The sequence below is a fragment of the Niabella sp. ZPM-14 genome (assembly GCF_055693045.2).
On sequence record NZ_CM181148.1, the window covers coordinates 2,527,993 to 2,552,679 of the forward strand.

A 24,687-nucleotide genomic window follows, 5' to 3' on the forward strand; every position below is an offset into this window, starting at 1 on the left:
ACTTTGTTCCGGTACGTCAGCGAAGCGGGCTTAGCCGATCGCAATCCGGAGGTCTTCGATCAAATCTTCGGCGTCTTCAATTCCGACGCTGAGCCGCATCAGGGAATCGCTGAGCCCGTTTTTCAATCGCTCGTCACGGGGCACGGAGGCGTGGGTCATGGTGGCCGGGTGGTTGATCAGTGATTCAACGCCACCCAGGCTTTCTGCGAGCGCGATTACTTTGGTTCCGGTCAACACTTTTTTGGCGGCTTCAGCCGATTCGTCCTTCAGTTCAAAACTCATCATTCCCCCAAAGTCATGCATTTGTTGCCGCGCAATATCGTGTCCTTTGTGATCTTCGAAGCCGCACCAGTGTACTTTTTTGATCTTTGGATGACCCGCCAGGAACGCGGCTACTTTCCGCCCGTTCTCGCAGTGTCGCTGCATGCGCACGTGCAGCGTTTTGATGCCGCGCAACACCAGGAAACAGTCGAACGGCCCGGGCACGGCGCCGGCACTTTTTTGAACAAAGAACAGCTTCTCTTTTAAGTCGTCGTCATTCATCATCAGGGCTCCCATGATCACGTCGCTGTGGCCACCCAGGTACTTGGTGGCGGAGTGCATCACAATATCGGCGCCCAGGTCCAACGGATTTTGCAAATAAGGTGAAGCGAAGGTATTATCAACCACCAGCAACGCACCGGCATCTTTCGCCATTGCGGCGGCGGCTTTGATGTCCGTTACATTCATCAGCGGGTTCGTGGGTGTTTCGATCCACATCATTTTAGTACGCTCTGTAAGCGCATCCTTTATTGCCTGCAGATCGGTAGTGTCAACATAATTAAATCCTATTCCGAAATCAGACCACAACCTGGAAAAAAGCCGATAGGTGCCTCCATACATATCTTTAGAGGCGATTACCTCATCCCCGGGTTTCAGCAACCGCATTACAGCATCGGTAGCCGCCACGCCGCTACTGAAAGCCAGACCATGCCGCGCGTTCTCCAGTTCCGCAAACGCTTTCTCCAGGGCGGTACGAGTAGGGTTACCTGCCCGGGAATAGTCATAGCCCTGGTGTTCGTTGGGTCCGCTTTGCACGTACGTTGAAGTTTGAAAAATGGGTGTCATGATCGCTCCGGTGGAGGGATCGGGTTCTGTGCCGGCATGAATAATTTTTGTATCGAGCTTCATAATCTTGTTTTTGTGCCCGGCTGGATCCGGGCTTGTTTTGGGGGTTTGCACGATTGTGGACACTTATTTGAGCTGGTTTGAACGGTTTTGTTCAAAATCTGGCCCGGTGTTTTGATGGTCCACCGCAATTTATGGCGAACTGATAGCTGCAAGGTAAAAAAAGTAAACCGACTTTCCGTCCCGCCCACGTCCTTCTTTCTGTATGATCTATCATCTGAAAAGTACGAAAAGCTTCTTAGTTTTTGCCGTTCGTCCCAAAGCGGCTCATTAACAGCGGTTTTAGCTGGCGCGGGCCTTACCGCTCATAGGCGTTTTCGGCCTTTCATTGAGAATTTCTATCGATTGCACTCATTCGTTAAAATAATTTAACACTCCGGCGCTTGCCGTTAGTCATTTTCTACTTGATTTTCAGTGTTTCAGCGAGATATCTTTACAAAGTCAGCAATTCAGAATATTGACCGGGATCAATTAAAACTGGCCGATTTCACAGCGAAAATTCTGCCATTCACCGGTTATTTACGTTGAGTAACCTGTTTGCAGTTGACCCGAAGGAGTGCCGGATCGTATGTTTGTGAAACAATTAAAAACAATAAAACAAAATTCATAAATCATTAAAAATTAACAAAATGAAAAACTTAATTCTATCAGCGGCCGTTATCTTTGTACTAACGTTTAACGCTGCCGCCGCGACAACAATAGCAGAACCTGTTAATGAGAAAGTGCTTAAAACGTTCAGCTTAATTTTTAAAGACGCGGATAATGTGAGCTGGACCAATACCGGAAGCTATTTTGAAGCATATTTTGTTTCTGACGACGTGAAAACACGTGCTTTATTAGATGCAAAAGGCAACCTTGTTCAAACGATCCGTTATTACAAGGAAGATGGATTGCCATCCAATATCCTGTATAACGTGAAAAAGGCCTACCAGGGCAAGGAGATCTGGGGTGTGACAGAAATATCCAATCACAATGGAGTGAACTACCGGATCGTATTAAAAGATGATAAAAGCTACACGCATGTCAACGTGAATGGCACGGGAGACTCGGAAGTAGTAAAAAAATATAAAAGAGGCGACAAGTAGTCTCAGCCGCGGACGCGGTGAAAACTTTAATTTTTTCTCATGTAAAACAACGGAGGGGGTATTCTTATCTTCTCCCTTTTTTTTGCGCTAATTTCCCAAACTATATTTTAACCGGCAGCTTCGCCAAGGCATCGTCCCAGGCCATGACGAGGTTGGCCCCGGTAGCTGTCTTTTCAAATACCATTGTAAAATATTCCATGACCGGGTTGTAATAGGTTACCGGCACTTCCACCCTCACTACGTCCAATGTTGAATCCTGCTTCAATCCCCAGAGATCGAGATCTTTGTTGACTGCGATCGTCCAGTAGCCTGCACGGGGTATAGCGTACAGGGAATAACGTCCCACGGGGATCTTCTTACCCCCGATGGTCACCGGTTGAAAGATATTGAGTTCCGTTGCTTCATTGGCCCCCAGCCTCCAGGTTTGACCATACTGAATGATGCTCTCAAACAGGCGGCGTCCCTGCAGATGTGGCCGGCTGTAAATGACCCGCATCACGGGCGGTGCTACGCCTGGATCGGCTATTTTATGCTGAGGATATTTCGGCGGAAAATAACTCATGTCCATGGGAGAAATATCCACGTCGGCATACAAATTATTGTCTTCCACGATCGGCTGGTTTTGCACGGCCGGATGGCCGCTCAAACTATCCTGCCCCACAGGACTTTCCGCCGCAGGCGTTTTCTTTTCCTTGCACGCGGCGAACAACAAAGCGGTCGCCAGCAGACAGCACGCACTTCTCTTATTGAATAAATACATCTTTGCTTTTAATAATTTAAAATGAAATGGGCAGCGCTGCAGACACTGAATCCCATCCGGCCACCAGGTCAACTCCGTTGCCGGACTTTTCCAGGTTGATCGTTAGTGCTTCAATGGGCTTTTCCAGCGTTTTAACTGTCGCATTGACCCTGCAAACATCTTTGCCCGGATCATATTTGAACGCGCCCCAGGTATCTGTTTCCTTATTCACGATGAAAGTCCAGGTCTTTTCGTTCACCAGGGCATAAAGCGTATAACGCCCGGCGGGCACTTTCCTGCCGCCAATCCTGGCTTCGGTAAATAACTGCAGCTCAGTCGCCTCGTTGGCGCCCAATCGCCATACTTTGCCATAGGGAACAATCTGCGACCCAAAAATATCGCGGTTGTTCTTGTTAGGCCTGCTATAAATGATACGCATCCTGAGCGGCTCTTTTGAGCCCTTCACTTTTAAGGAAGGATAACCGGCGGGATAATAGATCTGATCCAGGGGCGATTGATCGACCGGAGCCCATTGCTGAGCATGTAGAAGTGACCAGCCTGAAAAAATACAGATCAGGAGAAATAGACATCTTTTCATTGGAATACTCTATTTTTTAGTGATAGCATATGATTTTCGATGATCAAATGTTCAACGTTTTCTGATATGCGAACCCGGTGCTAACGGGATACGCCGACGGTCGGTTGTTCCCCCGATCTTTTTCGATTAAGCATCCGGAGATCTATCTTCCAGTATCTGAAGATAGGTGTTATAGGCAAAAAGTTTGAGATCTGGCCAAAAGGCATCAAAACAGTCCCTCAAAAAGTTATAATGCTGATCAAACACCTCGATCGCGGGAGCGCTTTCCTGCAAATATGCGGCTCTTTTCACCAATCCTCCAAAACTTTGATAAATGCCTTTCCTGGTCCGATAGCCATAGAGCCAATTGTGTGTCTCCATGTAATAAAACATTTGCGCGAACGGACGCGGCATGAGCTGTTGCTGCTCATTCAATTGTCGGTAGGTAGCGCGCGAGAACTCCAGTAAATGATGATCCTCATTAAATTCTTTCTCGTCCAGTGCAAGAAAGTGATCATACACCACATCGACGAGCGCGCCGCTGTACAGCCTGTAATCAGGCCTGAAGACGGTTTTCGCTTCCTGCGTCACCGGGTGGGTGTCTGTAAAATCGTCGATGGCGCGATGTAAAACGATTCCTTTGTGCACAGGTGGAGGATAGTCGAACTGCTTTTTCCCTTTTACAAAATCGCTGATCATATTACCCAGCAATATCTCTTTATCGTTGAAAGACAGATATGCATGGGCGAGGTAATTCATTTATCGTGCACTATGGTTTTGTATAATGGAAAGTAAGACAGACAGTCCCGTCTAAAATCAAACACGCATTCTCCTAAAATGAAATTGTTTTGCTTAATATTTTGGATTTTAATTTTCCACTTTTGCTTTCCTGTAAAACAAATTTTTTATCACTTAAATAATAGCTGATTACCTTTTTAGTAGCAGGATCAATAATAAAATATTCCTTGACGCCATAGGTTTCATACAAAGATTTCTTTACCTGTAGGTCATGTTTCTTATTACCGGAAGATAACGCTTCTATAATCAGGTCCGGAGGGCCTTTTATCCTACCGTCTTTAATGATGTTCAGATTTTCTCGTGCAATAAAAACAATATCGGGCTGCACAGCATTATTATCGCCAAGGTAAACATCCACCGGAGCAAACACACATTCGCCCAGATCGTTTTCTATAACATGAATGTTTATCATGGTATGCAGTTTACTTAGCAGGTGCTGGTGTTCATAAGTTGGCGCAGGTGACGTATAAAGTATATTGTTGATTACTTCCGCAAGCGTGCCTTCGGGAAGCATTTCAAATACTTCCATGGCTGTTTTCGGCGGCCGCCGGTATTTTCTTTCGGATAACCTGAGTCCCATAGAGGCAATTTACAAAATAATCCGCTAAGTGAATTTCACTGCTAAAAGCAACAGTTCGTCTGATCGCTTTACTCCTTGACAAAACCGGCGATTTCAGTAACCAATTCGGCAGCGATCGGCAACGACGGGTCGGTATAAGTGGCGCGGTTGGCCGCCAGGTCCTTCGCTGATTTTTTGAGCACGTGATTCATCTCCGGTATCAGAACCAGCTGACTTTTATTATTACAGGCGTGAAGCTCCTCTGCTTCGCTTTGCTGCACCTGGTAATCGTGGGTTCCCTGCAGGATCAGCGTCGGGGTCGTCATTTTTTTGATCTCTTCGCAGGGATTGTATTTCATCCACGAGATCATGTAAGGCTGAATACTGGGGCGAAACAAGGAAAACAATAGTGGCGGGACGGAGTCGATGGGCGCTCCTTTTTTCATCTGTTCAAAAAGCGCTTCGGCAGGAGCAGCCAGCGCCGGCGCCTGTTGCCTTAGCTGCCAGCTGATGATTTGATCGATTGGCTTGGCGGGACCAGAAATGGAAATATACTTATCTGCCTTTACCCGCTGCGCGGCTACCAGCGCGATCAAGGCGCCCTCGCTGTGACCGGCCAATACCAGCTTTTGGGTTCGCCGATCTTTTTTCAGGAGGGCGGCCCAGGCCTCCAGGTCTTTTATATAGTCGTCGAAAACGAGCTTGGACTCGTCTTTACCCGCCTCTTTGCTTTGGCCAATACCCCGCTTATCAATCAGTAGGGTTGCTATCTTATGTTCTGCCAGCGCATTGGCGAGCATGGAATAGCTGTTGGCATTGACGCCTAAAGGATTATTGCCCTTCCGGTCGGTAGGACCCGATCCCGGATGCAGGATAACGACATCGAACGTATCCTGACCTTCAGGCATCACCAGCGTACCGTACAAGCTTCCTGTTGATGTCGGCAAAGTGAACGCCTCCTCTACCTGCGCGGCAACTGCCGGACCCCAGAGTAGCCCTGTGATCAAAACCAGTAATCGGATCATAGTTGTTTCTTGATTAGATAGTTAAAATTTTCTGCGCGTTGCATCCCGAAGCCGCTGGTTCAGCGGTCACGGGTCTTCGATTTCTTAAAATACAGGAAGGAGCTGATCACAGGGATGACCACCAACAAGATTAAGATCACCATAAATACCACTACAGCTTCCTTCGCTGCCAGGATAAGGCTTGAAAGGATGATCATCAACCCTCCTGCTACCCAAAGCTTCCCCGCCAAACGATGGGTATATTTCCAGTTGTCCTCATTTTCTAACGTCCAGGGCACGCGGATGCCGAAAAAATAATTAGGCCGGGCGTTGTACATATAATTACCTAACATAGCAAATAGCAAGCCTATCCCTGCGAATACGAAATTGGGCTTCAATGTCTCTTCTGCCCTGAAGCTACTATAAACAATGTACATACACAGCATCGATAAAAAAGCGACTATGATAAAGGCCAGTCGCTTCATCTGTGTCAAATCCGTAGCTGCATATTTTCTCTTGGGGTCAAACCGGTGCACGTTGGTCAACGCAAAGTAGGTTCCCACATTCACCGCGGATAAAAGCAAAACGACCAGCCACAATTCGGACTTGTCGCCGTACCGGTCAACGGCTCCGTTGATGTCGTAATGCATGGGCACACGATCCGGTATCCTGTTCCATAGCAACGCCAAAAACACCGACGGTGCCAGAATCAAGCTGCCAATAACCAATTTGTAGATCTTTTTCATCCGTATAGTTTTTTAATCTTTTCAGTCAGGCGAGCACGCCTGAACAAATCTTTCCGTCAGAGGATCGCCTGGAATAACTTCTCGTTTTGGTATGACGGATTTTTACTTCGTTTTAGTTTTAGTCTTCAACTGCATCAGCCACTTCAACATCTCGTCCACTACCGTTGTGTTTAAGGAATATTGAACATACTGACCCGTCTTCTTTGCAGACACGAGGTCTGCCTGTTTCAACAGCTCGAGGTGATGCGAAATGCTGGGCCAGGAAATACTGAACTGTTCCGCAATTTCTCCGGCCGTCATATCCTTCTTTTTCAATAGCTCCAGGATGTCTCTCCTGGTGGCGTCGTTCATTGCCTTAAAAACAGACTGAAGATTCACGCTTATTTATATATTTAGACAAATATCTAAATATATATTCAGATTCCCAATTCTTTAGCGTGTACGGGCCTGTTTTTATCATAAACCAGTAATTTTGCAGCCGCATTGTCTCACAATTTTGTGATCCGAAGGCGAACAAAAATTTGTATGATGAACAAAGGACCTGTTTCCAATTTTATCCAGCACCATTACCGGCACTTTAATGCTGCGGCCCTGATGGACGCTGCAAAAGGATATGAAACACACCTGCTGGAAGGTGGTAAAATGATGGTAACGCTTGCCGGCGCCATGAGCACCGCCGAATTAGGTATTTCGCTGGCAGAAATGATTCGCCAGGATAAAATTCATATTATCAGTTGTACCGGCGCCAACCTGGAAGAAGATGTGATGAACCTGGTGGCCCACTCGCATTATAAAAGAGTTCCTAATTACCGCGACCTGACGCCACAGGAAGAATGGGACCTTCTTGAGAATCACTACAACCGGGTTACGGATACCTGCATTCCGGAGGAAGAGGCGTTTCGCCGCCTGCAGCAACATCTTGTAAAACAATGGAAGGACGCGGAAGCAAAGGGCGAAAGATATTTCCCGCACGAGTTCCTGTACAAAACAGTATTGAGCGGCGAACTGGAACAGTATTATGAGATCGATCCGAAAGATAGCTGGATCGTAGCCGCAGCGGAGAAAAATCTGCCCATCGTTTGCCCGGGCTGGGAAGACAGTACCACCGGAAACATCTTCGCAAGCTATGTGGTAAAAGGAGGATTGCAGGCATCTACCGTGAAAAGCGGTATTGAATACATGGTGTGGCTGACAGACTGGTATCGCAATAACTCGTCCGGTAAAGGCGTTGGCTTTTTCCAGATTGGCGGTGGTATTGCCGGTGATTTCCCGATTTGTGTGGTGCCGATGATGTATCAGGACCTGGAATGGCATGATGTTCCCTTCTGGAGTTATTTCTGCCAGATCAGCGACAGCACTACTTCTTACGGATCTTACAGTGGTGCGGTTCCTAACGAAAAGATAACCTGGGGAAAGCTGGATATTCACACACCGAAATTCATTGTCGAAAGCGATGCGACGATTGTCGCGCCGTTGATGTTTGCCTGGATACTCGGTTGGTAATAATCTTATCAGTTTATATTGCGTACAGAATGCCGGCTTATTTAGAGCCGGCATTTTTTTTAATAATCCCTCCGTTTTACTAAATGATCATAAAGCCGTAAACGACTATAAAAATTTTGTTGGAAGCTGCGCCCCGGGTAATTTTGTGGGACTCAACAAAGATCCCTTAAGAAGGGTTCAAGGAACGTTGATCTAAATACCAAAAAACACTGCTATGAAAAAACTCGCTGCAATTTGTATGTTATTCTCGTGCTGCTTCGCTGCTGCTCAAAACAGAGAACTGGAAGTAACTGCTGAACGAAAAACCGACAACTCGGTTGAATTTTCTTTTGAAAAGAACAGTCCTGGTTATTACACTGTTGTTTTTGATTTCACTACGTTGACCAATACCCGAACGCCTCAGTTGGTTCATTCGATAAACGGATATCACGGCCGGATCTTATCGTTGCCTCCCGAGAAAAAAGATCAGGGTATCGGCTATGGTTATAGCTATAGGTACATCAGAGGAAAACTCAATCCCAGGCTGAAAGACATTTGCTATTTGCTGCCTTATGCTCCGGGCACGAAGTGTACAGCCATGGAGGCCGGCTTTGTCAACGAGCGTTACTTCGGTGCAGAAAAACCCGCCGACTGGAAAAGCTATTTTTTCTATACAAAGAAAAGGGAAATGGTGACTGCCGTCCGCAAAGGCATTGTCGTAAGCATGAAAGATGAATATGGAGACAATTCGGATGCGGAGTTTACTACTCAGAAAAACGAAGTGATCATTGAGCATGAAGACGGAACGCTGGCGCGATATACGGTTCTTCAGAAGGGTACCTTTAAAGTCACGCCCGGCGATGTTGTCTTTCCAAATGATCCGCTAGCCATGAACGGGGCTTACAAAAAACTGTTTGGCGTGAGTGTTTTTATTTACTTTCTGAAGTCTGCCGATTTTAAAAGCCTCGAAGGTCGGAACCTGTCGAACCCTAAAAGTTTATACGGGATTATTACACCAAAGTTCGTGGTGAGCAGCGGCACTTGCGTGATCCTTGAAGACAGAAGCGAACTGGAAGCAATATTGGAGGAAGGCGTGATCACCCGAGAGATGAGCAAAAGAGAAGTGAAAAAATACAAAGCAATGAAGGCTTTAAGATAGCATAATAAAAGGGACACTTTCGCGTCCCTTTTTATAATTGGGTTTCGGTTTTCCGATCTTTATTTCGATATGAAAAAAGACCAACCGAAAGTTAGTGTTTTATTTTTATTGTGTCAATTTTAAATCTCTTTTCAACATGTCGTTCCTGTTGGCCATTTCCCAGGCGGTATAGAAGACCATCCGGGCTCTTTTATTCAAAAGGTCAAAATTGATCTTATCAACGGTATCTGTCGGCTGGTGATAGTCTGCTTTCAGCATGCCATCATAAAAGAACAAAATAGGCACTCCTTTGCGCGCGAAATTATAATGGTCGCTACGGTAGTAGATGCGATTGGGGTCGTTGGGATCATCGAACTTGTAATCCAGCACCAGTTTCGTGTATTTATCATTCATCCCTTCGTTGATCTTGGGAAGATCGGTGCTTAATTTATTGTGCCCGATCACGTACACATAGTTCAGCGTGTCGGCGCTCATTCTTTCTGTGTCTACCCTGCCGATCATATCTATGTTCAGATCTGCAGTTGTTTTATCCAGCGGGAAGATGGGATGTTCTGAATAATATTCAGAGCCCCACAATCCTTTTTCCTCACCGGCTACGGTCATGAAAACCACTGTTCTCCTTGGGCCTTTTCCTTCTTTTTTTGCTTTGGCAAAGGCTTCTGCCATTTCGATCACGGCTACTGTACCTGAGCCGTCATCATCAGCGCCGTAATAGATATTTCCTTTTTCGTCTTTTCCTACGTGGTCGTAGTGCGCCGTTACGAAGAGGTATTCATCTTTTTTATCGGAGCCTTCCACAATACCGATCACGTTGCTTACCGTTGCTGTCTTTTTGCCCGACTCGTATTTTAAGCTGCTGGCTATGGGCCGCGTAACAGGCTCGGCAGCCGCCGCACCTAATGAGTTCTTAATCTCTTTGATCGTGTGACCGGATTTAGACACTATATTGTCGTTGATCAGGAAGGCAGGGATCGCATCAGATTCTTCCTGCGTAGCCATGTCTGGCTTCGGCCGGTAGCTGTTCAGCATCTGCTGGGAAGGCAGCACATCAACCATCAGGATAACAGCCGCAGCTCCTTTCTTTTTAGCGTTTTCTATTTTATTGGCGGCAAATACCGGAGATTGGCGGCGTGGCTTGTCTGAAGTAAATCCTTCGGGAGCGCCGCTCAGCATGATCACCAGCTTACCCTTTACATCTGCAGATTTATAATCGTCTCTCTTTTCGTCTACGATCCCGTAGCCAACAAATACATAATCCGAAAAATCAAGCGCTACTTTGCTCGGCATGGTGATCCAGGGAGCAAAGTCTGTCCAGGGATTAAAGGCCTGTCCGTTCATACTTAAAGACAATTCGGAGGCACTGTCTTTTTCAAGCTGGAACTCCTGGCGGTAACTACCATTATTTCCCGGCTGCACGCCGAACGATTTGAATTGTGTTTCAATATATGCCGCAGCTTTATCAAGTCCGGGAGACGGTGTGTCACGTCCTTCCATTTCAGCACTGGCGATAATAGACAAATGTTTTTTAAGATCCGCGTTGGTAATGGTTTTACCGAACGGTTCCGGGTTGGCCGGCTTTTGAGCCTGCACCGCGGTGTAAGCCAGCGTACAGGCAACTAATAGTAAATGTTTTCCCATATAAAAATGCTTATTAAGTGGTAAATGTAGACAACAATAGTAAAAGTCGGGCTACCGTTTATCAAAATGATAGACACCTGCATTCAGCGACATGCATACCGCTGCAACCGAAGGCGTGAAAAAGAAATGAATCCCAAGCCTCAATGCTTGTAAACAATTTGTAGGTAGGTGGTCATTTTCCGTGAGCCATTAACACGATATCTTTTCTACCCTGTTGGCGTGCCGGCCACCTTCAAAGTCGGTGTTGATGAACACATCAACCATTTCTTCGGCGATGTCTTCGGATATGAACCGGGCAGGAATGCAGAGCACATTTGCATTGTTGTGCTTGCGCGCGAGCGCCGCTATTTCGTCATCCCAGCATAAAGCGGCCCGTATCTCCTGGTGTTTGTTCGCAGTGATGGCTACTCCGTTGCCGCTGCCACAAAGCAGGATACCGAACGCACATTCGCCGGAAGCTACGGCCTGCGCAACGGGATGCGCAAAATCAGGATAATCGACCGAATCCGCTGAATCCGGTCCGAAATCCCTGAAAGGAATATCTTTTCCTTCTATAAAGGAGATAACAAATTCTTTCATTTCAAAGCCGGCATGGTCACTGCCAATGGCAATAGGCTTTTTCAGATCAAATGTTGTTTCCATGATTGTCGTTTTTAACTCCATTCTTCCGCCTCTTTATCCGCATTTTTCCTTTCTCCTCTGGCAGCAAGTGCGATGCTGATCTCGAATAATATATAGAGCGGCGCTGCCACCACGGCTAAGCTGAATGGATCTGTCGTGGGTGTAATAATCGCTGCGGCAATCAAAATTACGACAAATGCATGACGCCTGAATTTGCGCAACATAGACGCGGTAACAATACCCGCCTTCGCCAATAACAGGATCAGTAGCGGTAACTGGAACAGCAAACCCACGCCCACTGTGGTGTAGATCACGTTTTCCAGGTAGTCAGAAAACACCGGCCGGATCACGATCATTTCACTCAACTTGTAGTTGAAATAAAAATTGACCATTAACGGCGTGAGGATAAAATAGCCAAACGCGACACCTATAAAAAACAACATCGAGACCCAAAATATGATGCCTCTCGATTGCCGCGTTTCTTTTTCTGACAGCGCCGGCTTTACAAAACGCCAGATCTCCCAAAAAATATATGGAAAGGCGAGGATAAACCCGCCTATAAATGCTACGGTGAAGGAGGCAATGAACTGGCCCGTCATCGTGGTTTCCTGGAACTCTACCTTCGTCTCTTTGAAACACAAAGACTCTCCAACCCCCACTTTCTGACCGATCCGGCACATCCAATCCACCGACACAAAATCTTTCTTGGTTGGACCAAAAACAATATCATCTACAAAAAAGTCGGTGAAAATAAAAACAATGATAGCACATACCGCCACAGCTATTACCGCCCGTATAATATGCCAACGCAATACCTCCAGGTGGTCAATGAAAGACATTTCATCTTCATTGCCCTGATTTCTCTTTTTGAAAAAGTCCATTATAGCCATGTACGTAAAATAAGTACGCAAAGATGCGTTTAAATTGCTGATTTGAGGGGGACGACAAGATTTTTTTTAGGACGGCCGACCTCTTTACGGGCAGTAATAAGGCGGGAGCCAGAGGCTTTTACAACACTATTTAAGTTTGCGCAGCTTCACCATTTCGATCCGGGTGTGTGTGACGCCCAGTACGTCAAACTCATAATCGCCGATAATAATCCGCTCTTTTTGTGCGGGAATGGTCTCGTGGTGATTGATGATATATCCTGAAAGCGTTTCTGTTTCGTGTCCTTCAAAATTCAGGTCATACTTCTTCTCAAGATAATCGAGTTCCAGGCGACCTGAGAAAATGTACTCGCCTTCAGCTATTTGCTTTTCGACAAATTTGTCCGTGTCATATTCATCCCAGATATCACCGAAAAGCTCTTCCAGCACATCTTCCATCGTGATGATCCCGGCAGTTCCGCCAAATTCATCCACTACCCAGGCGATGCTTTTGGCTTCACTGCTGAATTTATAGATCAGATCCACCGCATTCATACTTTGCGGCACCGCCATAATATTGATCAAAATGCTCCTGATGTCTTCTGGTCTTTTAAAGAGATCGAGCTGATGCACATACCCCAGGATATTATCGATCGTGTCTTCGTAAACAATGATCCGCGTCCTTTTGGTCTCGATAAACTTTTCCCAGAGATCATGGATCGGGGTCTTTACATCCACACCAATCACTTCCTTACGCGGCACCATGGATTGCCTGATCCGGATATTGGGCAACTCCTGTGCATTTTCGAGCAGCTGGGTGCTGGTGTCCGCCTTGAGATTATCCTTCAGTCCGTCAGAAAAAACAAAGCGTAGCTCATTCTTGCTGAGGGGCAACTTGTTTTTATCGATCCGTACGTTGAATACATATTTCAGGATCCAGTTGGACAGGAGGAACAACCCGTTGACAAAAGGAGAGAATAGCCAGAAGAAGAAGTTATACAGAAAAGAAAAGCCACTTAGCAGGGAATTACTTTTTGCTCTGAAAATAGCGCGGGGCAGGAACTCCGCGAAGATCAAAGCAACCAGCACATTGAATAAAATTTCAAGAAAGATCTGCACGCCGCGGGATGTGATCGCCACGCTTTTCCACACAGGGGCGGCTACCTCTGTGGTCAGCAACACAAATATGGTGAGCGCTATGATATAGCCCGTAATCGCCACGCCAAGGAAAACCGCGGGCGCGTCGATAAAGCGACCCAGCCGGTGGCCCGTCGCAGTGTCCTGTTTTCTTTTAAGTTCAATATTAAGTCTGCTGGCACTGTAGAAGGCCATTTCAATCCCTGCAAAAAACATCATGAACAACAGTGATGCAGACCACGCAATAATAGTGGTGTCCATATCCTAAAGATACAACTGGAAGAATTTATATGGAAGATTTTTATATAGGAAAATTTGCCGCGCCGGGAACTATCGTTCCAGGAAGGCGCCAATAAGTTTTTCAGCTTCTTCACAGGCCTCCTGCAGATCATCATTTACGATAAGGTGATCAAAATGGTGGCTGAACGACATTTCATATTCGGCTTTATTGACGCGGGTTTGCAAAGATTCTTCCGTTTCAGTTCCGCGGCTGGCCAGCCGTCGCGCCAGCTCCCTTACGGACGGCGGTTCTATAAATATAGATAATGAGCTTTGCGGAAATTGCTGCTGCACATGAATGGCGCCTTTGACATCAATATCGAGCAATGGACATTTCTTTTCTTTCCAGAGTCGCTCCATTTCAGATTTGAGCGTGCCGTAATATTTCCCTTCATACACCATCTCCCACTCTACAAATTCATTCTTTTGGATCTTGCTTTGAAAATCTTCCAGCTTCATGAAGTAGTAATCCCTTCCATCTACTTCATTTCCTCTCGGAGCGCGGGTTGCGGCCGAAATGGAAAAGGCCAGTTGCGGAAATTTTTGAAGCAGGTAATGAGTGATGGACGTCTTACCGGCGCCCGAAGGCGCTGTAATGATGATTATTTTTTTGTTTTGGGAAGCCATACACAAATTACGGCAATTGTGCCGGGAGAAAAAAATCTGAAGCACCTGTAAATGACGCTTTATACACGGCTTTTCCCTAATGGTAATTTTAATATATCCGTAATATATTGCCTGAATATGCGCCCACCTAGCTTTCTTTAAAACCTGGCTATAATGATTGATCGATGAAACGTTAGACAACGATCCGCCGGGTTCAGATCAGGATCATCTTAATTGATGAGTTCGTTTGCCACACCACTTTTGCGGAAGGATTAACGCATTTATCCTGATTTAAGGAGTCAAGACAACAAAGCCTCGCTTAAGCAAACTTTAAGCGAGGCTTTGTAATATAGTAGCGGTTGTCATTCACATATTACCGGATAGAGCTACCTTGCCATCGAGAAGAAACTATTACGGGGACCTTTCTTATAAGATCTCCTCGATACTTTTCCGGATATTTTCCGACATCTTATGCGTAGGTAAATCATTTTCATCACCACCAAACGGATCTTCGATCTCTTCGGCGATCAGCTCGAGGCTGGCCAACACATACGTGATGAAGACAACGACGGGCACCACCCAATACCCCAGCTGAAACACATATCCCCACGGCAACGTGAGGAGATAGATCAGGACAAATCGTTTGATGAAGACACCGTAAGAGGATGGTATCGGTGTGTTTTTGATGCGCTCGCAGGCACCGCAGATATCGGTAAACGACTGGAGTTCATTGTTCAGAAACAGCAACACTTCCCCGCTGATCGTCTGATTTCTGTATAGTTTCTTAACATGCTCATAGATCAGTCCCGCAACCTGGTTGGGCACATGCTTTTCGGCATCGATGGAAGAAAGAATTTTTTTAGTTTGATCGTTTTCATCAAAGAGCATGATCCGCGTGCGCTCTTTCAGCAGATGTTGGTGCAACGCCAGTGCATAGCCGGGGATAATTTTTCTGAAAAATTCTCTTTCTTCTTTTTGATCCTCTCGCAACACCACAGATAACTTCAGGGCCAGGTTGCGCGAGTTGTTTACCAAAGCGCCCCACAGCTTGCGCCCTTCCCACCAGCGATCGTAGGCGGTGTTGGTTCTGAACACCAATACCAGCGAGATCGCGAAACCCAGCAAGGAATGCAGGATCGGAAGATTCCGGATCACACTTTTTTCGGATAATTTCCAATACTCCAGTTCGAGAAAGGCGATCAGCGCAGAATAGGCCGCGATGATCAAAAGGATCCACCATAACCGGCGCAACACATCTGCCCTGGTTACGCGGAATAAAATATTGGCCCAGTCTTTTGTATTGTAGTAGCGCATGGTTTTAGTTGACAGTTTTAAAAATTGAAATGTTGACAAGGGGTTTGTTCTTTCTTTGTTAACATTTCAACGTGTTAACTATTCACTTCTCTTAATGTCGGCACCCAGCGCCTGCAGGCGCGCGTCGATATTCTGGTATCCCCTGTCGATCTGCTCGATATTCTGGATAATGCTTTTTCCTTCGGCGCTCAGCGCGGCGATCAGGAGTGCAACCCCGGCGCGGATGTCGGGGCTGCTCATCGTGATGCCACGCAACTTATGTTCTCTTTCCAAGCCGATCACTACGGCGCGGTGTGGGTCACAGAGAATGATCTGGGCGCCCATTTCAATAAGTTTATCTACAAAGAACAAGCGGCTTTCAAACATTTTCTGATGGATCAGCACGCTACCCTTGGCCTGGATGGCAGTAACTAATACAATGCTCAACAGGTCGGGTGTAAAGCCCGGCCACGGATGATCGTAAACGGTCAAGACCCCTCCATCAAGGTATTTCTGGATGGTGTAGCTTTCCTGGGACGGAATGAAAATATCATCTCCCTTGAATTCCATTTCGATTCCCAGTTGCCGGAATTTTTCCGGGATGATGCCGAGATCGTTAATGCCCGCATTTTTGATGGTTATTTCACCTTGCGTCATGGCGGCCATTCCGATGAAAGAACCCACTTCGATCATGTCGGGCAACATCGCGTGGGTAGTACCGCCCAGGTAGTCGACGCCCTCAATGATCAGCATGTTGCTGCCGATGCCGCTGATCTTCGCGCCCATGCGATTGAGCATTTTACAAAGCTGCTGCAGGTAAGGCTCGCACGCCGCATTGTAAATAGTCGTGGTACCCCTGGCCATCGTTGCGGCCATAACGATATTAGCGGTTCCGGTTACGGAAGGCTCGTCCAGTAACATATAGGTTCCTTTCAACTCCGTTGCGGTGAGATGGAAGAAACCGTCTTGGCGGCTGTAATCTAACTGAGTGCCTAGTTTCTGAAAACCGATCACATGGGTATCCAATCTCCTGCGCCCGATCTTATCGCCGCCCGGCTTAGGAATAAATGCTTTTTTAAATCGCGCGAGCATGGCTCCCGCCAGCATCACACTTCCCCTGAGGCGGCCACTTTTCTTTTTGAATTCAGGGCTATGTAAATAATCGATGTTGACATCATCTGCCTGGAACGTGCACGAACTCCGGCTGAGGCGATTGACCTTTACGTTCATTTCGGACAAAAGCTCTATCAGCAGGTTAACATCGAGTATATCAGGAATATTATTGATAGTGACTTCTTCAGGGGTCAGCATCACAGCGCTTATAATTTGCAACGCTTCATTTTTCGCGCCCTGAGGGACGATTTCTCCCTTCAAAGATTTTCCTCCGTGTACTTCAAATACGCTCATTCTTTACGGTAAGTTTTAATAAAACGAAGATAGGAGTAAAAAGCTTTTTTGAAATATAGATTGTTTGAAGAGTGCGCAGCATTTTTTCTTACTGGTAATACAGGTGTTTGCTGATCGGTTTCTGATCTCTGCGGCATCTGAGAGATGCTTGTTACAGCTGCTGGTTTTTTCACATTGAAAAATGGCATGCCCGTGCTTGCATGAATATCTTTATCGATGAGGCTCGCAAAAAACTTATAACGCTAAACGAAGCCATTAAATCAATCCTTAATACAACGAATGGGTAATCCATACGCAGACGGGATATTGCTTGTACCGGCAACTATTGATCGATCAAATGACAAGACATTCATGAATCTGCTTGATGGGCTTGACCAGTTAAAAGTAGTTTTGCCAATACTGTAAAAACCTCCATAAGCCCTATACCCGGTTGGTAAAGCAGTGAATCCGGAGCTATTTGTCGCCCCGGTATTTGGACTTAGCCAATTATTAGTGCCTCCTTCTTTTAATTTACCTCCTGCTTCATTAACTCCTCCTAAAAAAAGTAAAAGCTCTTTCCATTCATCATCATTTGGTATATGCCATCCGGTAGGACAAACTCCTCTTTCGTCAGCAACTGCATAATAGTTATATAGTCTGCCATAATTCGAGTTTCCAATCTCCTCATCATTTTTATAATTACAATAAGCTCCGGTTTTCGTTTGCTCCCATTCATAATCAGTAATCACCCTTGGTATCGGATCACCGTTTGCATAGTGCGTCGTTTTCAGGTTTTTCTTTAACCAAACTTGATTTCCAATTTTTATCGTTTCATATACGTTGCCATCTATATCAAGTGCGTTTGTCGTAAACTCGATAACTGATCCATATCCAGTACCCAAGGCATTGGTCGCGAATGCTCTTATAAAGTATGTGGTGCTGGTCTTAAGACCTTTTAGATCCTCTGTAAAGCTATTCCCTTCTCCTGTATGAATAATTTTTTTATCAAGAATCGTGGGATTTGTCGTTGTGTTCCAGCAGAGACCTTTTTCGATTAAAGGTAAATTTCCATCTGTTATTATTATGCCGCCGGAAATGGCCCCTGTTGTCGAAATTTTAGTTACAGCAGTTGTTGAAACGCGTGGTAAAGCCCTCTCCTCTTTTTTACATTTGCAGAACACAATAATGCAGCCAATACATATCAAAAAAAATCGGTGTAAGTTAATTCGTCTATTCATGCGTTAGTTTCTTGTGGTCAAAATAGTTGCATCAATGTTATGCACAGTTACATGATGCAGCATCTTCGCGAAGATAATTTTAGGAAAGATAAAATAAAGTCTATTCACTGATGTAAAATTAACTCCTAATAATAAGGGCTAATCATAATGTACACCAAAACTCCGGTAACGGCCACGTATAACCAAAGCGGCCAGGTGATCCTGGCGATCTTTCTGTGCTTCGCAAATTCACCGATCAGACCTCGATACGCGGTATATAAAATGAAGGGAAGAATGATACCGGCCAGGGGTATGTGCGTGAATAAGATGATGTAATAAAAGGTTTTGATAGCGCCGCTGCCTCCAAACCGGGTGTCGCCGGCAAACAGATGGTGACAGATATAACTGACCAGGAAAAGAATGGATAAGACCATGGCCACGAGCATGAGCTTTTTATGCAACTCGTACTTTCCTTTTTTGACTACCAGCAGCGCCGCTATCAATAATATTGACACCGCAGAGTTAATAAACGCATTGATCAAAGCGAAAATATGAACATCAAAACCGAGATCTACCTGCAGTTCTATACGGCCGAGCGCCGCTACTACTAAAAAGACGATTACGGAAAAAGTAATTATAAGCCAGTTCGCTTTTTTATCATTTTTCTTCCAGGTTGACCTCAACATTTTTGCTTTTTTTAAAGAGTATCATAAACAAGCCGACAGCGACCGCGGCAACGAGAAACGCAATGGCTAATACCTTTACAGGCAGTCCGCTTTTTTTACTGCGGTCTTTTTCCAGTGTCAGCAGGATAGCATCTCTTGACAGCTTTTTAATATCAGCTGAATCAAGGCCATGGTAATAACCACGGATGTGTCGCTTTCCATCGATCAGTACAAAATGATCGGTATGTATAAATGAGGTATCCACTCCTTTCCCGTCCACCAATCCCAGCCGCAGGTCGTTGATGGCCAGGTCATAAATGGTCTTCTTATTGCCTGTCAGCAAATCCCATTGTTCGGGATTGATCTGGAAGCGATCGGCCCATTTTTTTAACTGCGCCACAGAGTCTCTTTCAGGATCGACAGAAAATGACAGAAAATGAACATTATGATTGGTCTTGTCGCCCACCCGTTGTGCGTTGGTAATGGAAGTTTCGAGCGACTTCATATTGCTGGTCAATGCCGGGCAGATCGTGGGACAGTGCGTAAAAAAGAAGTCGGCAATGATGATCTTTCCTTCATAGTCGCTCAACCTGACGGAATCGCCTACCTGGTTGATCAGTTGAAAATCGGGGACCTGGTGCCAGGTCGTGTCTGCCACTTGTTTCCCATTTTCCAGGCGGGTTCTGATGCTGTCCGGCATATAATGACCGGGCATGGATAATGCTTCGTCGCTGTAGTGCCTGATAACAAAGTAGCAGATGAGCGGCAGCAACAAGGCCATCAGTACTGCATATAAACCTTTTTTATTCAATATTGGAATATGATTTAAAAAACAACTGTATTAACCGGGAAAAGTTGATTGGCCGGCTAAAATTTCCGCAAAATTCGCAAAATAAACCCATAGGCTGGCACGATTTATTCTTTTTTTATTTGCCAGCCATATTGAATGTATCGTTAGCTTTAGGCCATCAATCAAATATTTAAAAACTTTTCTTATGCTCTCCAGAAGACTATTACCGGTATTTGCAGCGGCAACTCTGTTTTGCTTTTATAGCTGTAGCTCCAGAGACAACCAGACGCCCGAGGCAGAACAGCCGGAACAACCCGCTCTGCCACCAGTTGAAACCAAAGATCCGAATACGAAATACAAGCCCGCTTTTGAAGGCCAGACCCGCGTAGCAGGCATGAAGACAACCACTCCGCTCGATGTAAAAGTCCTGACCGAAAATCTTGTCAACCCCTGGGGCATTGCAGTATTGCCAGACGGGCGGCTGCTGATCACGGAGAAAGGCGGCACCATGCGCATCGCAACCACCGCCGGTGAACTGTCTGCACCAATCATCGGTTTGCCTGCAGTGAACTCGAACGGACAGGGCGGTTTACTCGGAGTTACGATCGATCCTGACTTTGGCAGCAACAAGATGGTATATTGGACCTTCGCTGAAAACTTCGATGGAGGAACGCTGACGGCGGTCGCCAAAGGAAAACTGGCCGCTGATGAAAAAAGTATTGAAAACCCGGTGGTGATCTACCGCGCTACACCTGCGTTTGCGGGTACGCTTCACTACGGTGGTCGCATATTGTTTGATAAAGATGGCAACCTGTTTGTAAGCACCGGGGAAAGATCCGACCTGAAAACCAGGCCCAAAGCGCAGGACCTCAGCACCGGCCTTGGAAAAATAGTGCGGATCACCAAAGAGGGAAAACCTGTTGCAGGCAATCCGTTTACAGGCACCGCCGGAGCTATGGCTGAAAATTACAGCTACGGTCACCGCAATGTGCAAGGTCTGGCCCTTCACCCCGAAACCGGAGATCTGTGGGAAAATGAATTTGGTCCGTTTGGCGGAGACGAAGTGAACCGCGTGGAGGCCGGAAAAAATTATGGCTGGGCCGTGATCACCTACGGACTTGAATATAATAAAGACTCTATCAACAATGGTCTCACTCAGAAAGAAGGAATGGAACAGCCGGTTTATTATTGGGATCCGGTGGTTTCACCCAGTGGCATGACTTTTTATAGTGGCGACCTGATTCCCGAATGGAAAAACAATTTGTTCATCGGATGCCTGAGCGGCTCGCACATTGCACGGCTGAAAATTGAGAACAATAAAGTGGTGGGCGAAGAAAGACTGCTTGCGGATCAGCAACAACGCTTCCGCGATGTGGTACAAGGAAAAGATGGTGCCCTCTACGCCGTTTGTGACGGAGCGCATGGCCGCTTGTATCGCATCGGTAAAAAATAAGGATCAGCATAATTTGCAGCTATTAAAATAGTTATTACCACACGCCCCTCTTGGAGGGGCGTTTTTTGATACCTGCTCGTCAAATCTACATCGGAACGCGTTGAATTATAATTGTCCGAAAGGCAAATATTAAAAGATTTTTCTATATCATTTTTTTAACATACGTTTGCGGCCTACTATGTTTATTGTTTAAACATTGATATTATTTTACTTGTAAACCAATTTTTTGTATGTCTTCTATTTACCAACAAAAAGCTGTTGACTATTTAGGTTGATTCGCTGCATAGCGTTTTTATTCCGGTTATTTTATCCGTACCAAAGCGCAGAGAAAGCTGAGATGTTCTCATGACAATCGCTTTCCTGTTACCAGCAGATAACCCATTACTTTTCCGCTCTTCGCCAGGCCACGCGGCCTGTTGGACCAGGCTTTGCATGGCCTGGTCCGTGGGGAGCGGCCGGGTATCTGCTGATTATTTTCTTACTTCTAAATTTTTATTATGAAACTAAACTTGTTATCACGCACCATTTCGGTGCTGTGTGTCTTCACATTGCTATTGGCATCCTGTAAAAAAAATGCATACGAACCCTCTGCTGAAGGAACCGACCCTTTGCCCGCAAACGGCAGCGAGTCTTTCATGGTAGATGGAAATGCGATCACTATTAATAAAAAAGATGGTCATTATTACTTTTCAAACGACATCCTGCTTTCTGACAAGCAGTTTAATTTAATAAAGTCCTGGAGCAAGAATCCTTCTTCTATTCAGCGCAGCACCGTCGTGACCAACCTGGTGAAGCTCTGGCCGGATGGAGTGGTTTACTATACTATCGGCGACGCTGCCAAGCGGGCAACGATTCTCGATGCCATGTCGACCCTTTCCAAAGCAGTCCCTGCGCTGAAGTTTGTTGAACGAACCAATCAGAGTAATTACTGTTATTTCGCTTCTGCCAATGAAAACAGCTCTTATATTGGTATGATCGGAGGCCGCCAGCCGATTAATCTCTATAACAATGTTAAAGGCATTGTTATTCATGAGATCTGTCATGCCCTGGGGGTGAATCACGAACAAACGCGGCCCGACAGAGATAAGTATATCAGGCTCGATCTCAGGAATGCTCATCCCGGCGTAGATTTTAATTTCCAGGTTTCTCCCGGTTATATCGGCGTAGGCGAGTTTGACTTTAAGTCGATCATGATCTATGGGTCTTATGATTTCTCAGCCAATGGAAGACCCGTGATGACGCGTCTGGACGGATCCACTTTTTCACAAAATTCTACATTGAGTGAAGGCGATATTATGGGTTTAAAACATCTGTATGGCGATAAAACGACCGAGCCAGAACCCACTCCACCGCCTACACCTCCAACTCCCCCGACACCACCTGCTCCCCCGGTAACAAAAACAGGCGTCTTGCAGGATGGCGGTAAATACCTGATCATGGCCACGACCGACAACAAAGTGCTTGATATTCATCCTTCGTCACGTCATATTGTGCTGAATAAAAAAACCGGCCAGCCAAACGCCTCTCAACAGTGGATTGCCGCTGAGGTAGCCAAGGATGTCTGGGTCTTTGAATCAGCAGCTGACAAGAACCAGGTGCTCGAAATCTCTCGTCAGCGGTATTACTGGTATTACAATGTACTAACAGTAAGTAATTATGCGGGCCGCGGTCGCCAGCTGTTCTCTGTGACCACTCATCCGGATAAAACGATTACGCTCCATCCTTATTTCTATCCTTACTCCTCTATCTATGCGGTGGATGCACCGAACGGTTATCAGGGAGCGCCGGCGATCCTCTACAGAAATACAACGATGGATCATCAAAAATTCACTTTGGTAGCACAGCAATAACGAAATACACCGGGATAAATAAGCTATGTAGCATTTAATACAGGAAGGCGGTCCGGGAGGCCGTCTTTCTGCATTATTAGTATCCGGCGCAGGTTTCAGCAACCTGATGATGCATGAACATCAAAGCTGATGCTTACTATTTACAGCTTAAGAAAAGGAATCACGTATTTTCGCCCAAAAATCAGTTTATCGATCCGCGATCAACAATATTAATCACCGGCGGCACCGGCTTTGTGGGCGCTTATATTATTAAAGAGTTGCTGCAACAGGGGTTTTCTGTCAGGGCGATTAAGCGGCCTGCGGCGCAGCTTCCCGCGTTTATCGAGCCTTCTATTCTACAACAGGTGGAGTGGGTCGAGGGCGATATCCTGGATGTGGTGTCCCTGGCGGATGCTATGCAGGATGTGGAAACGGTCATTCATAGCGCGGCCATTGTCTCATTTCATAAAAAGGATCGCGCACGGATGTATAAAGTCAATCTGGAAGGAACGAAGAACGTGGTCAACACTGCGCTTGAAACTAAGGTGAAGCGGCTGGTATATATTAGTTCCGTCGCAGCTATCGGAAGAAAACTGGAAGGCGGGATGGTGAGTGAAAAGGCGCAGTGGGAAGAGAGTAAAGCCAACACACATTATGCGATCAGCAAGTTCAACGCAGAGCTGGAAGTATGGCGGGGCTTCGCGGAGGGTCTTGAAGGTGTGGTGCTCAACCCCGCAACGGTGTTGGGTTTTGGCAATTGGGACCAGGGCAGCAGCGGGCTTTTTAAAAATGCTTTCAATGAGTTTAAATGGTATACCAACGGCGTCAACGGGTTTACCGATGTTGAAGATGTTGCCCGCGCAACCGTAGCGTTGATGAAAACCGGTATCACGGAAGAACGATATATTGTTTGTAATGATAACTGGCCTTTCCGCAAGCTGTTTGACACCATGGCAGACGGCTTTGAAAAGAAGCGCCCGTCGAAAGAAGCAACACCTTTATTGTCGGGCATTGCCTGGCGCGTCGAAAAGCTGAAATCTTTGTTCTCAGGTAAGAAGCCGCTCTTAACAAAAGAGAGCGCGAAAGTAGCGAACAGTTTCACGGAGTTTGACAACCGCAAGCTGCTGGAAGCCTTGCCTGGCTTTGCTTTCACGCCGCTCGAAGTAACGATCCAGAAAGCCTGCAGACAATACCTGGCAGCACTCGGCTCAACAAAAGCTTAGTGGGAAACGACTTTGAGCCCGATGATGGAGGCAATCAATGTAACAATGAAAAAAACCCTCCAGAAATTCACCGGATCTTTGAAGAACAACATGCCCATTAAAGCGGTACCTACGGCACCGATTCCTGTCCAAACCGCATAAGCCGTTCCTATGGGCAACGTCTGGGTTGCCTTCACCAGCAACAGCATGCTGATGGTCAACGACACTAGAAACCCGCCGTACCAGGCATACATCGCGGCACCCGTACTCTCTTTCGCTTTTCCCAGGCAGGAGGCAAACGCCACTTCGAATAAACCTGCAATGATTAAAATGATCCAGTTCATGTTTTTTTAATTGTCCCGCAAATTTACTTCCAGCCTTGCATTAAG

At 46.1% G+C, this 24,687-nt stretch carries 25 protein-coding genes; 6 read left to right on the plus strand and 19 right to left on the minus strand.

Annotation, left to right across the window (positions count from 1 at the left end):
• Positions 1-30: 30 nt before the first annotated feature.
• Positions 31-1,170, minus strand: a complete 1,140-nt coding sequence (locus ACU37H_RS10645; RefSeq protein WP_472701532.1) for a cystathionine gamma-synthase — start codon at positions 1,168-1,170, stop codon at positions 31-33.
• Positions 1,171-1,796: 626 nt separating this feature from the next.
• Between ACU37H_RS10645 and ACU37H_RS10650 the strand changes: the two genes are divergently transcribed.
• Positions 1,797-2,252 carry a hypothetical protein gene (locus ACU37H_RS10650; protein ID WP_472701531.1) on the plus strand — a complete coding sequence of 152 codons (456 nt, stop codon included), beginning with the start codon at positions 1,797-1,799 and terminating at the stop codon, positions 2,250-2,252.
• 100 nt (positions 2,253-2,352) lie between these two features.
• Here ACU37H_RS10650 and ACU37H_RS10655 read toward each other — a convergent pair whose 3' ends face one another.
• The 7 genes from ACU37H_RS10655 to ACU37H_RS10685 form a co-directional block, all read right to left on the minus strand.
• On the minus strand, positions 2,353-3,012 hold the full coding sequence (locus tag ACU37H_RS10655) for a DUF2911 domain-containing protein (protein ID WP_472701530.1): 660 nt from the start codon (positions 3,010-3,012) through the stop codon (positions 2,353-2,355).
• A 16-nt stretch (positions 3,013-3,028) separates the two neighbouring features.
• Positions 3,029-3,589 carry a DUF2911 domain-containing protein gene (locus tag ACU37H_RS10660; protein WP_472701529.1) on the minus strand — a complete coding sequence of 187 codons (561 nt, stop codon included), beginning with the start codon at positions 3,587-3,589 and terminating at the stop codon, positions 3,029-3,031.
• A gap of 126 nt (positions 3,590-3,715) precedes the next feature.
• Positions 3,716-4,327 (minus strand): acyl carrier protein phosphodiesterase, encoded by a 612-nt coding sequence (locus tag ACU37H_RS10665; RefSeq protein ID WP_472701528.1) that lies wholly within the window; start codon positions 4,325-4,327, stop codon positions 3,716-3,718.
• 73 nt (positions 4,328-4,400) lie between these two features.
• A complete protein-coding gene (locus ACU37H_RS10670) occupies positions 4,401-4,895 on the minus strand; it encodes a Uma2 family endonuclease (RefSeq protein WP_472701527.1) in 495 nt (164 codons plus the stop codon).
• Positions 4,896-5,014: 119 nt separating this feature from the next.
• Positions 5,015-5,950: an alpha/beta hydrolase gene (locus tag ACU37H_RS10675; protein ID WP_472701526.1), complete on the minus strand. Its 936-nt coding sequence runs from the start codon at positions 5,948-5,950 to the stop codon at positions 5,015-5,017.
• A gap of 59 nt (positions 5,951-6,009) precedes the next feature.
• Positions 6,010-6,675, minus strand: a complete 666-nt coding sequence (locus tag ACU37H_RS10680) for an SdpI family protein (protein ID WP_472701525.1) — start codon at positions 6,673-6,675, stop codon at positions 6,010-6,012.
• Positions 6,676-6,777: 102 nt separating this feature from the next.
• Positions 6,778-7,053, minus strand: coding sequence for an autorepressor SdpR family transcription factor (locus tag ACU37H_RS10685; RefSeq protein WP_472701524.1), 276 nt, complete (start codon positions 7,051-7,053; stop codon positions 6,778-6,780).
• A gap of 147 nt (positions 7,054-7,200) precedes the next feature.
• Here ACU37H_RS10685 and ACU37H_RS10690 point away from each other — a divergent pair, with 147 nt between their 5' ends.
• Positions 7,201-8,178 (plus strand): deoxyhypusine synthase family protein, encoded by a 978-nt coding sequence (locus tag ACU37H_RS10690; protein WP_494407540.1) that lies wholly within the window; start codon positions 7,201-7,203, stop codon positions 8,176-8,178.
• 214 nt (positions 8,179-8,392) lie between these two features.
• Entirely contained in the window at positions 8,393-9,316 is a 924-nt protein-coding gene (locus ACU37H_RS10695) for a hypothetical protein (RefSeq protein WP_472701522.1), read from the plus strand.
• Between the two features lie 105 nt (positions 9,317-9,421).
• Here the strand turns inward: ACU37H_RS10695 and ACU37H_RS10700 are convergent, their stop codons facing one another.
• From ACU37H_RS10700 to ACU37H_RS10745, 10 genes are all read right to left on the minus strand, one after another.
• Entirely contained in the window at positions 9,422-10,954 is a 1,533-nt protein-coding gene (locus ACU37H_RS10700; RefSeq protein WP_472701520.1) for a M28 family peptidase, read from the minus strand.
• A gap of 189 nt (positions 10,955-11,143) precedes the next feature.
• Positions 11,144-11,596: a ribose 5-phosphate isomerase B gene (gene rpiB, locus ACU37H_RS10705; RefSeq protein ID WP_472701519.1), complete on the minus strand. Its 453-nt coding sequence runs from the start codon at positions 11,594-11,596 to the stop codon at positions 11,144-11,146.
• Positions 11,597-11,607: 11 nt separating this feature from the next.
• Positions 11,608-12,465 carry a twin-arginine translocase subunit TatC gene (gene tatC, locus ACU37H_RS10710; RefSeq protein ID WP_472701518.1) on the minus strand — a complete coding sequence of 286 codons (858 nt, stop codon included), beginning with the start codon at positions 12,463-12,465 and terminating at the stop codon, positions 11,608-11,610.
• A gap of 126 nt (positions 12,466-12,591) precedes the next feature.
• Entirely contained in the window at positions 12,592-13,839 is a 1,248-nt protein-coding gene (locus tag ACU37H_RS10715) for a hemolysin family protein (RefSeq protein WP_472701517.1), read from the minus strand.
• A gap of 69 nt (positions 13,840-13,908) precedes the next feature.
• Complete coding sequence (gene gmk, locus ACU37H_RS10720; protein ID WP_472701516.1) at positions 13,909-14,484, minus strand: guanylate kinase; 576 nt, start codon at positions 14,482-14,484, stop codon at positions 13,909-13,911.
• Between the two features lie 405 nt (positions 14,485-14,889).
• Positions 14,890-15,816, minus strand: a complete 927-nt coding sequence (locus tag ACU37H_RS10725) for a bestrophin family protein (RefSeq protein ID WP_494407541.1) — start codon at positions 15,814-15,816, stop codon at positions 14,890-14,892.
• A 39-nt stretch (positions 15,817-15,855) separates the two neighbouring features.
• On the minus strand, positions 15,856-17,163 hold the full coding sequence (gene murA / locus ACU37H_RS10730; RefSeq protein WP_472701514.1) for a UDP-N-acetylglucosamine 1-carboxyvinyltransferase: 1,308 nt from the start codon (positions 17,161-17,163) through the stop codon (positions 15,856-15,858).
• A gap of 260 nt (positions 17,164-17,423) precedes the next feature.
• A complete protein-coding gene (locus tag ACU37H_RS10735) occupies positions 17,424-18,380 on the minus strand; it encodes a fibrobacter succinogenes major paralogous domain-containing protein (protein WP_472701513.1) in 957 nt (318 codons plus the stop codon).
• A gap of 125 nt (positions 18,381-18,505) precedes the next feature.
• Positions 18,506-19,045: a DUF420 domain-containing protein gene (locus ACU37H_RS10740; protein ID WP_472701512.1), complete on the minus strand. Its 540-nt coding sequence runs from the start codon at positions 19,043-19,045 to the stop codon at positions 18,506-18,508.
• Entirely contained in the window at positions 19,017-19,835 is an 819-nt protein-coding gene (locus tag ACU37H_RS10745) for an SCO family protein (protein WP_472701511.1), read from the minus strand. Before ACU37H_RS10745 ends, ACU37H_RS10740 begins: the two co-directional genes overlap by 29 nt.
• A gap of 184 nt (positions 19,836-20,019) precedes the next feature.
• On the opposite strand from ACU37H_RS10745, the gene ACU37H_RS10750 reads away from it, so the two are divergent.
• The 3 genes from ACU37H_RS10750 (at position 20,020) to ACU37H_RS10760 (ending at position 24,319) form a co-directional block, all read left to right on the plus strand.
• Positions 20,020-21,267: a PQQ-dependent sugar dehydrogenase gene (locus ACU37H_RS10750; RefSeq protein ID WP_472701510.1), complete on the plus strand. Its 1,248-nt coding sequence runs from the start codon at positions 20,020-20,022 to the stop codon at positions 21,265-21,267.
• 497 nt (positions 21,268-21,764) lie between these two features.
• Positions 21,765-23,117, plus strand: a complete 1,353-nt coding sequence (locus ACU37H_RS10755) for a M12 family metallopeptidase (RefSeq protein ID WP_472701509.1) — start codon at positions 21,765-21,767, stop codon at positions 23,115-23,117.
• 113 nt (positions 23,118-23,230) lie between these two features.
• Positions 23,231-24,319, plus strand: coding sequence for an NAD-dependent epimerase/dehydratase family protein (locus tag ACU37H_RS10760; protein ID WP_472701508.1), 1,089 nt, complete (start codon positions 23,231-23,233; stop codon positions 24,317-24,319).
• On the opposite strand, the gene ACU37H_RS10765 is transcribed toward ACU37H_RS10760, so the two are convergent.
• Complete coding sequence (locus ACU37H_RS10765; protein WP_472701507.1) at positions 24,316-24,642, minus strand: DMT family transporter; 327 nt, start codon at positions 24,640-24,642, stop codon at positions 24,316-24,318. The two genes, ACU37H_RS10760 and ACU37H_RS10765, sit on opposite strands and share 4 nt — an antisense overlap.
• Between the last annotated feature and the right edge of the window lie 45 nt (positions 24,643-24,687).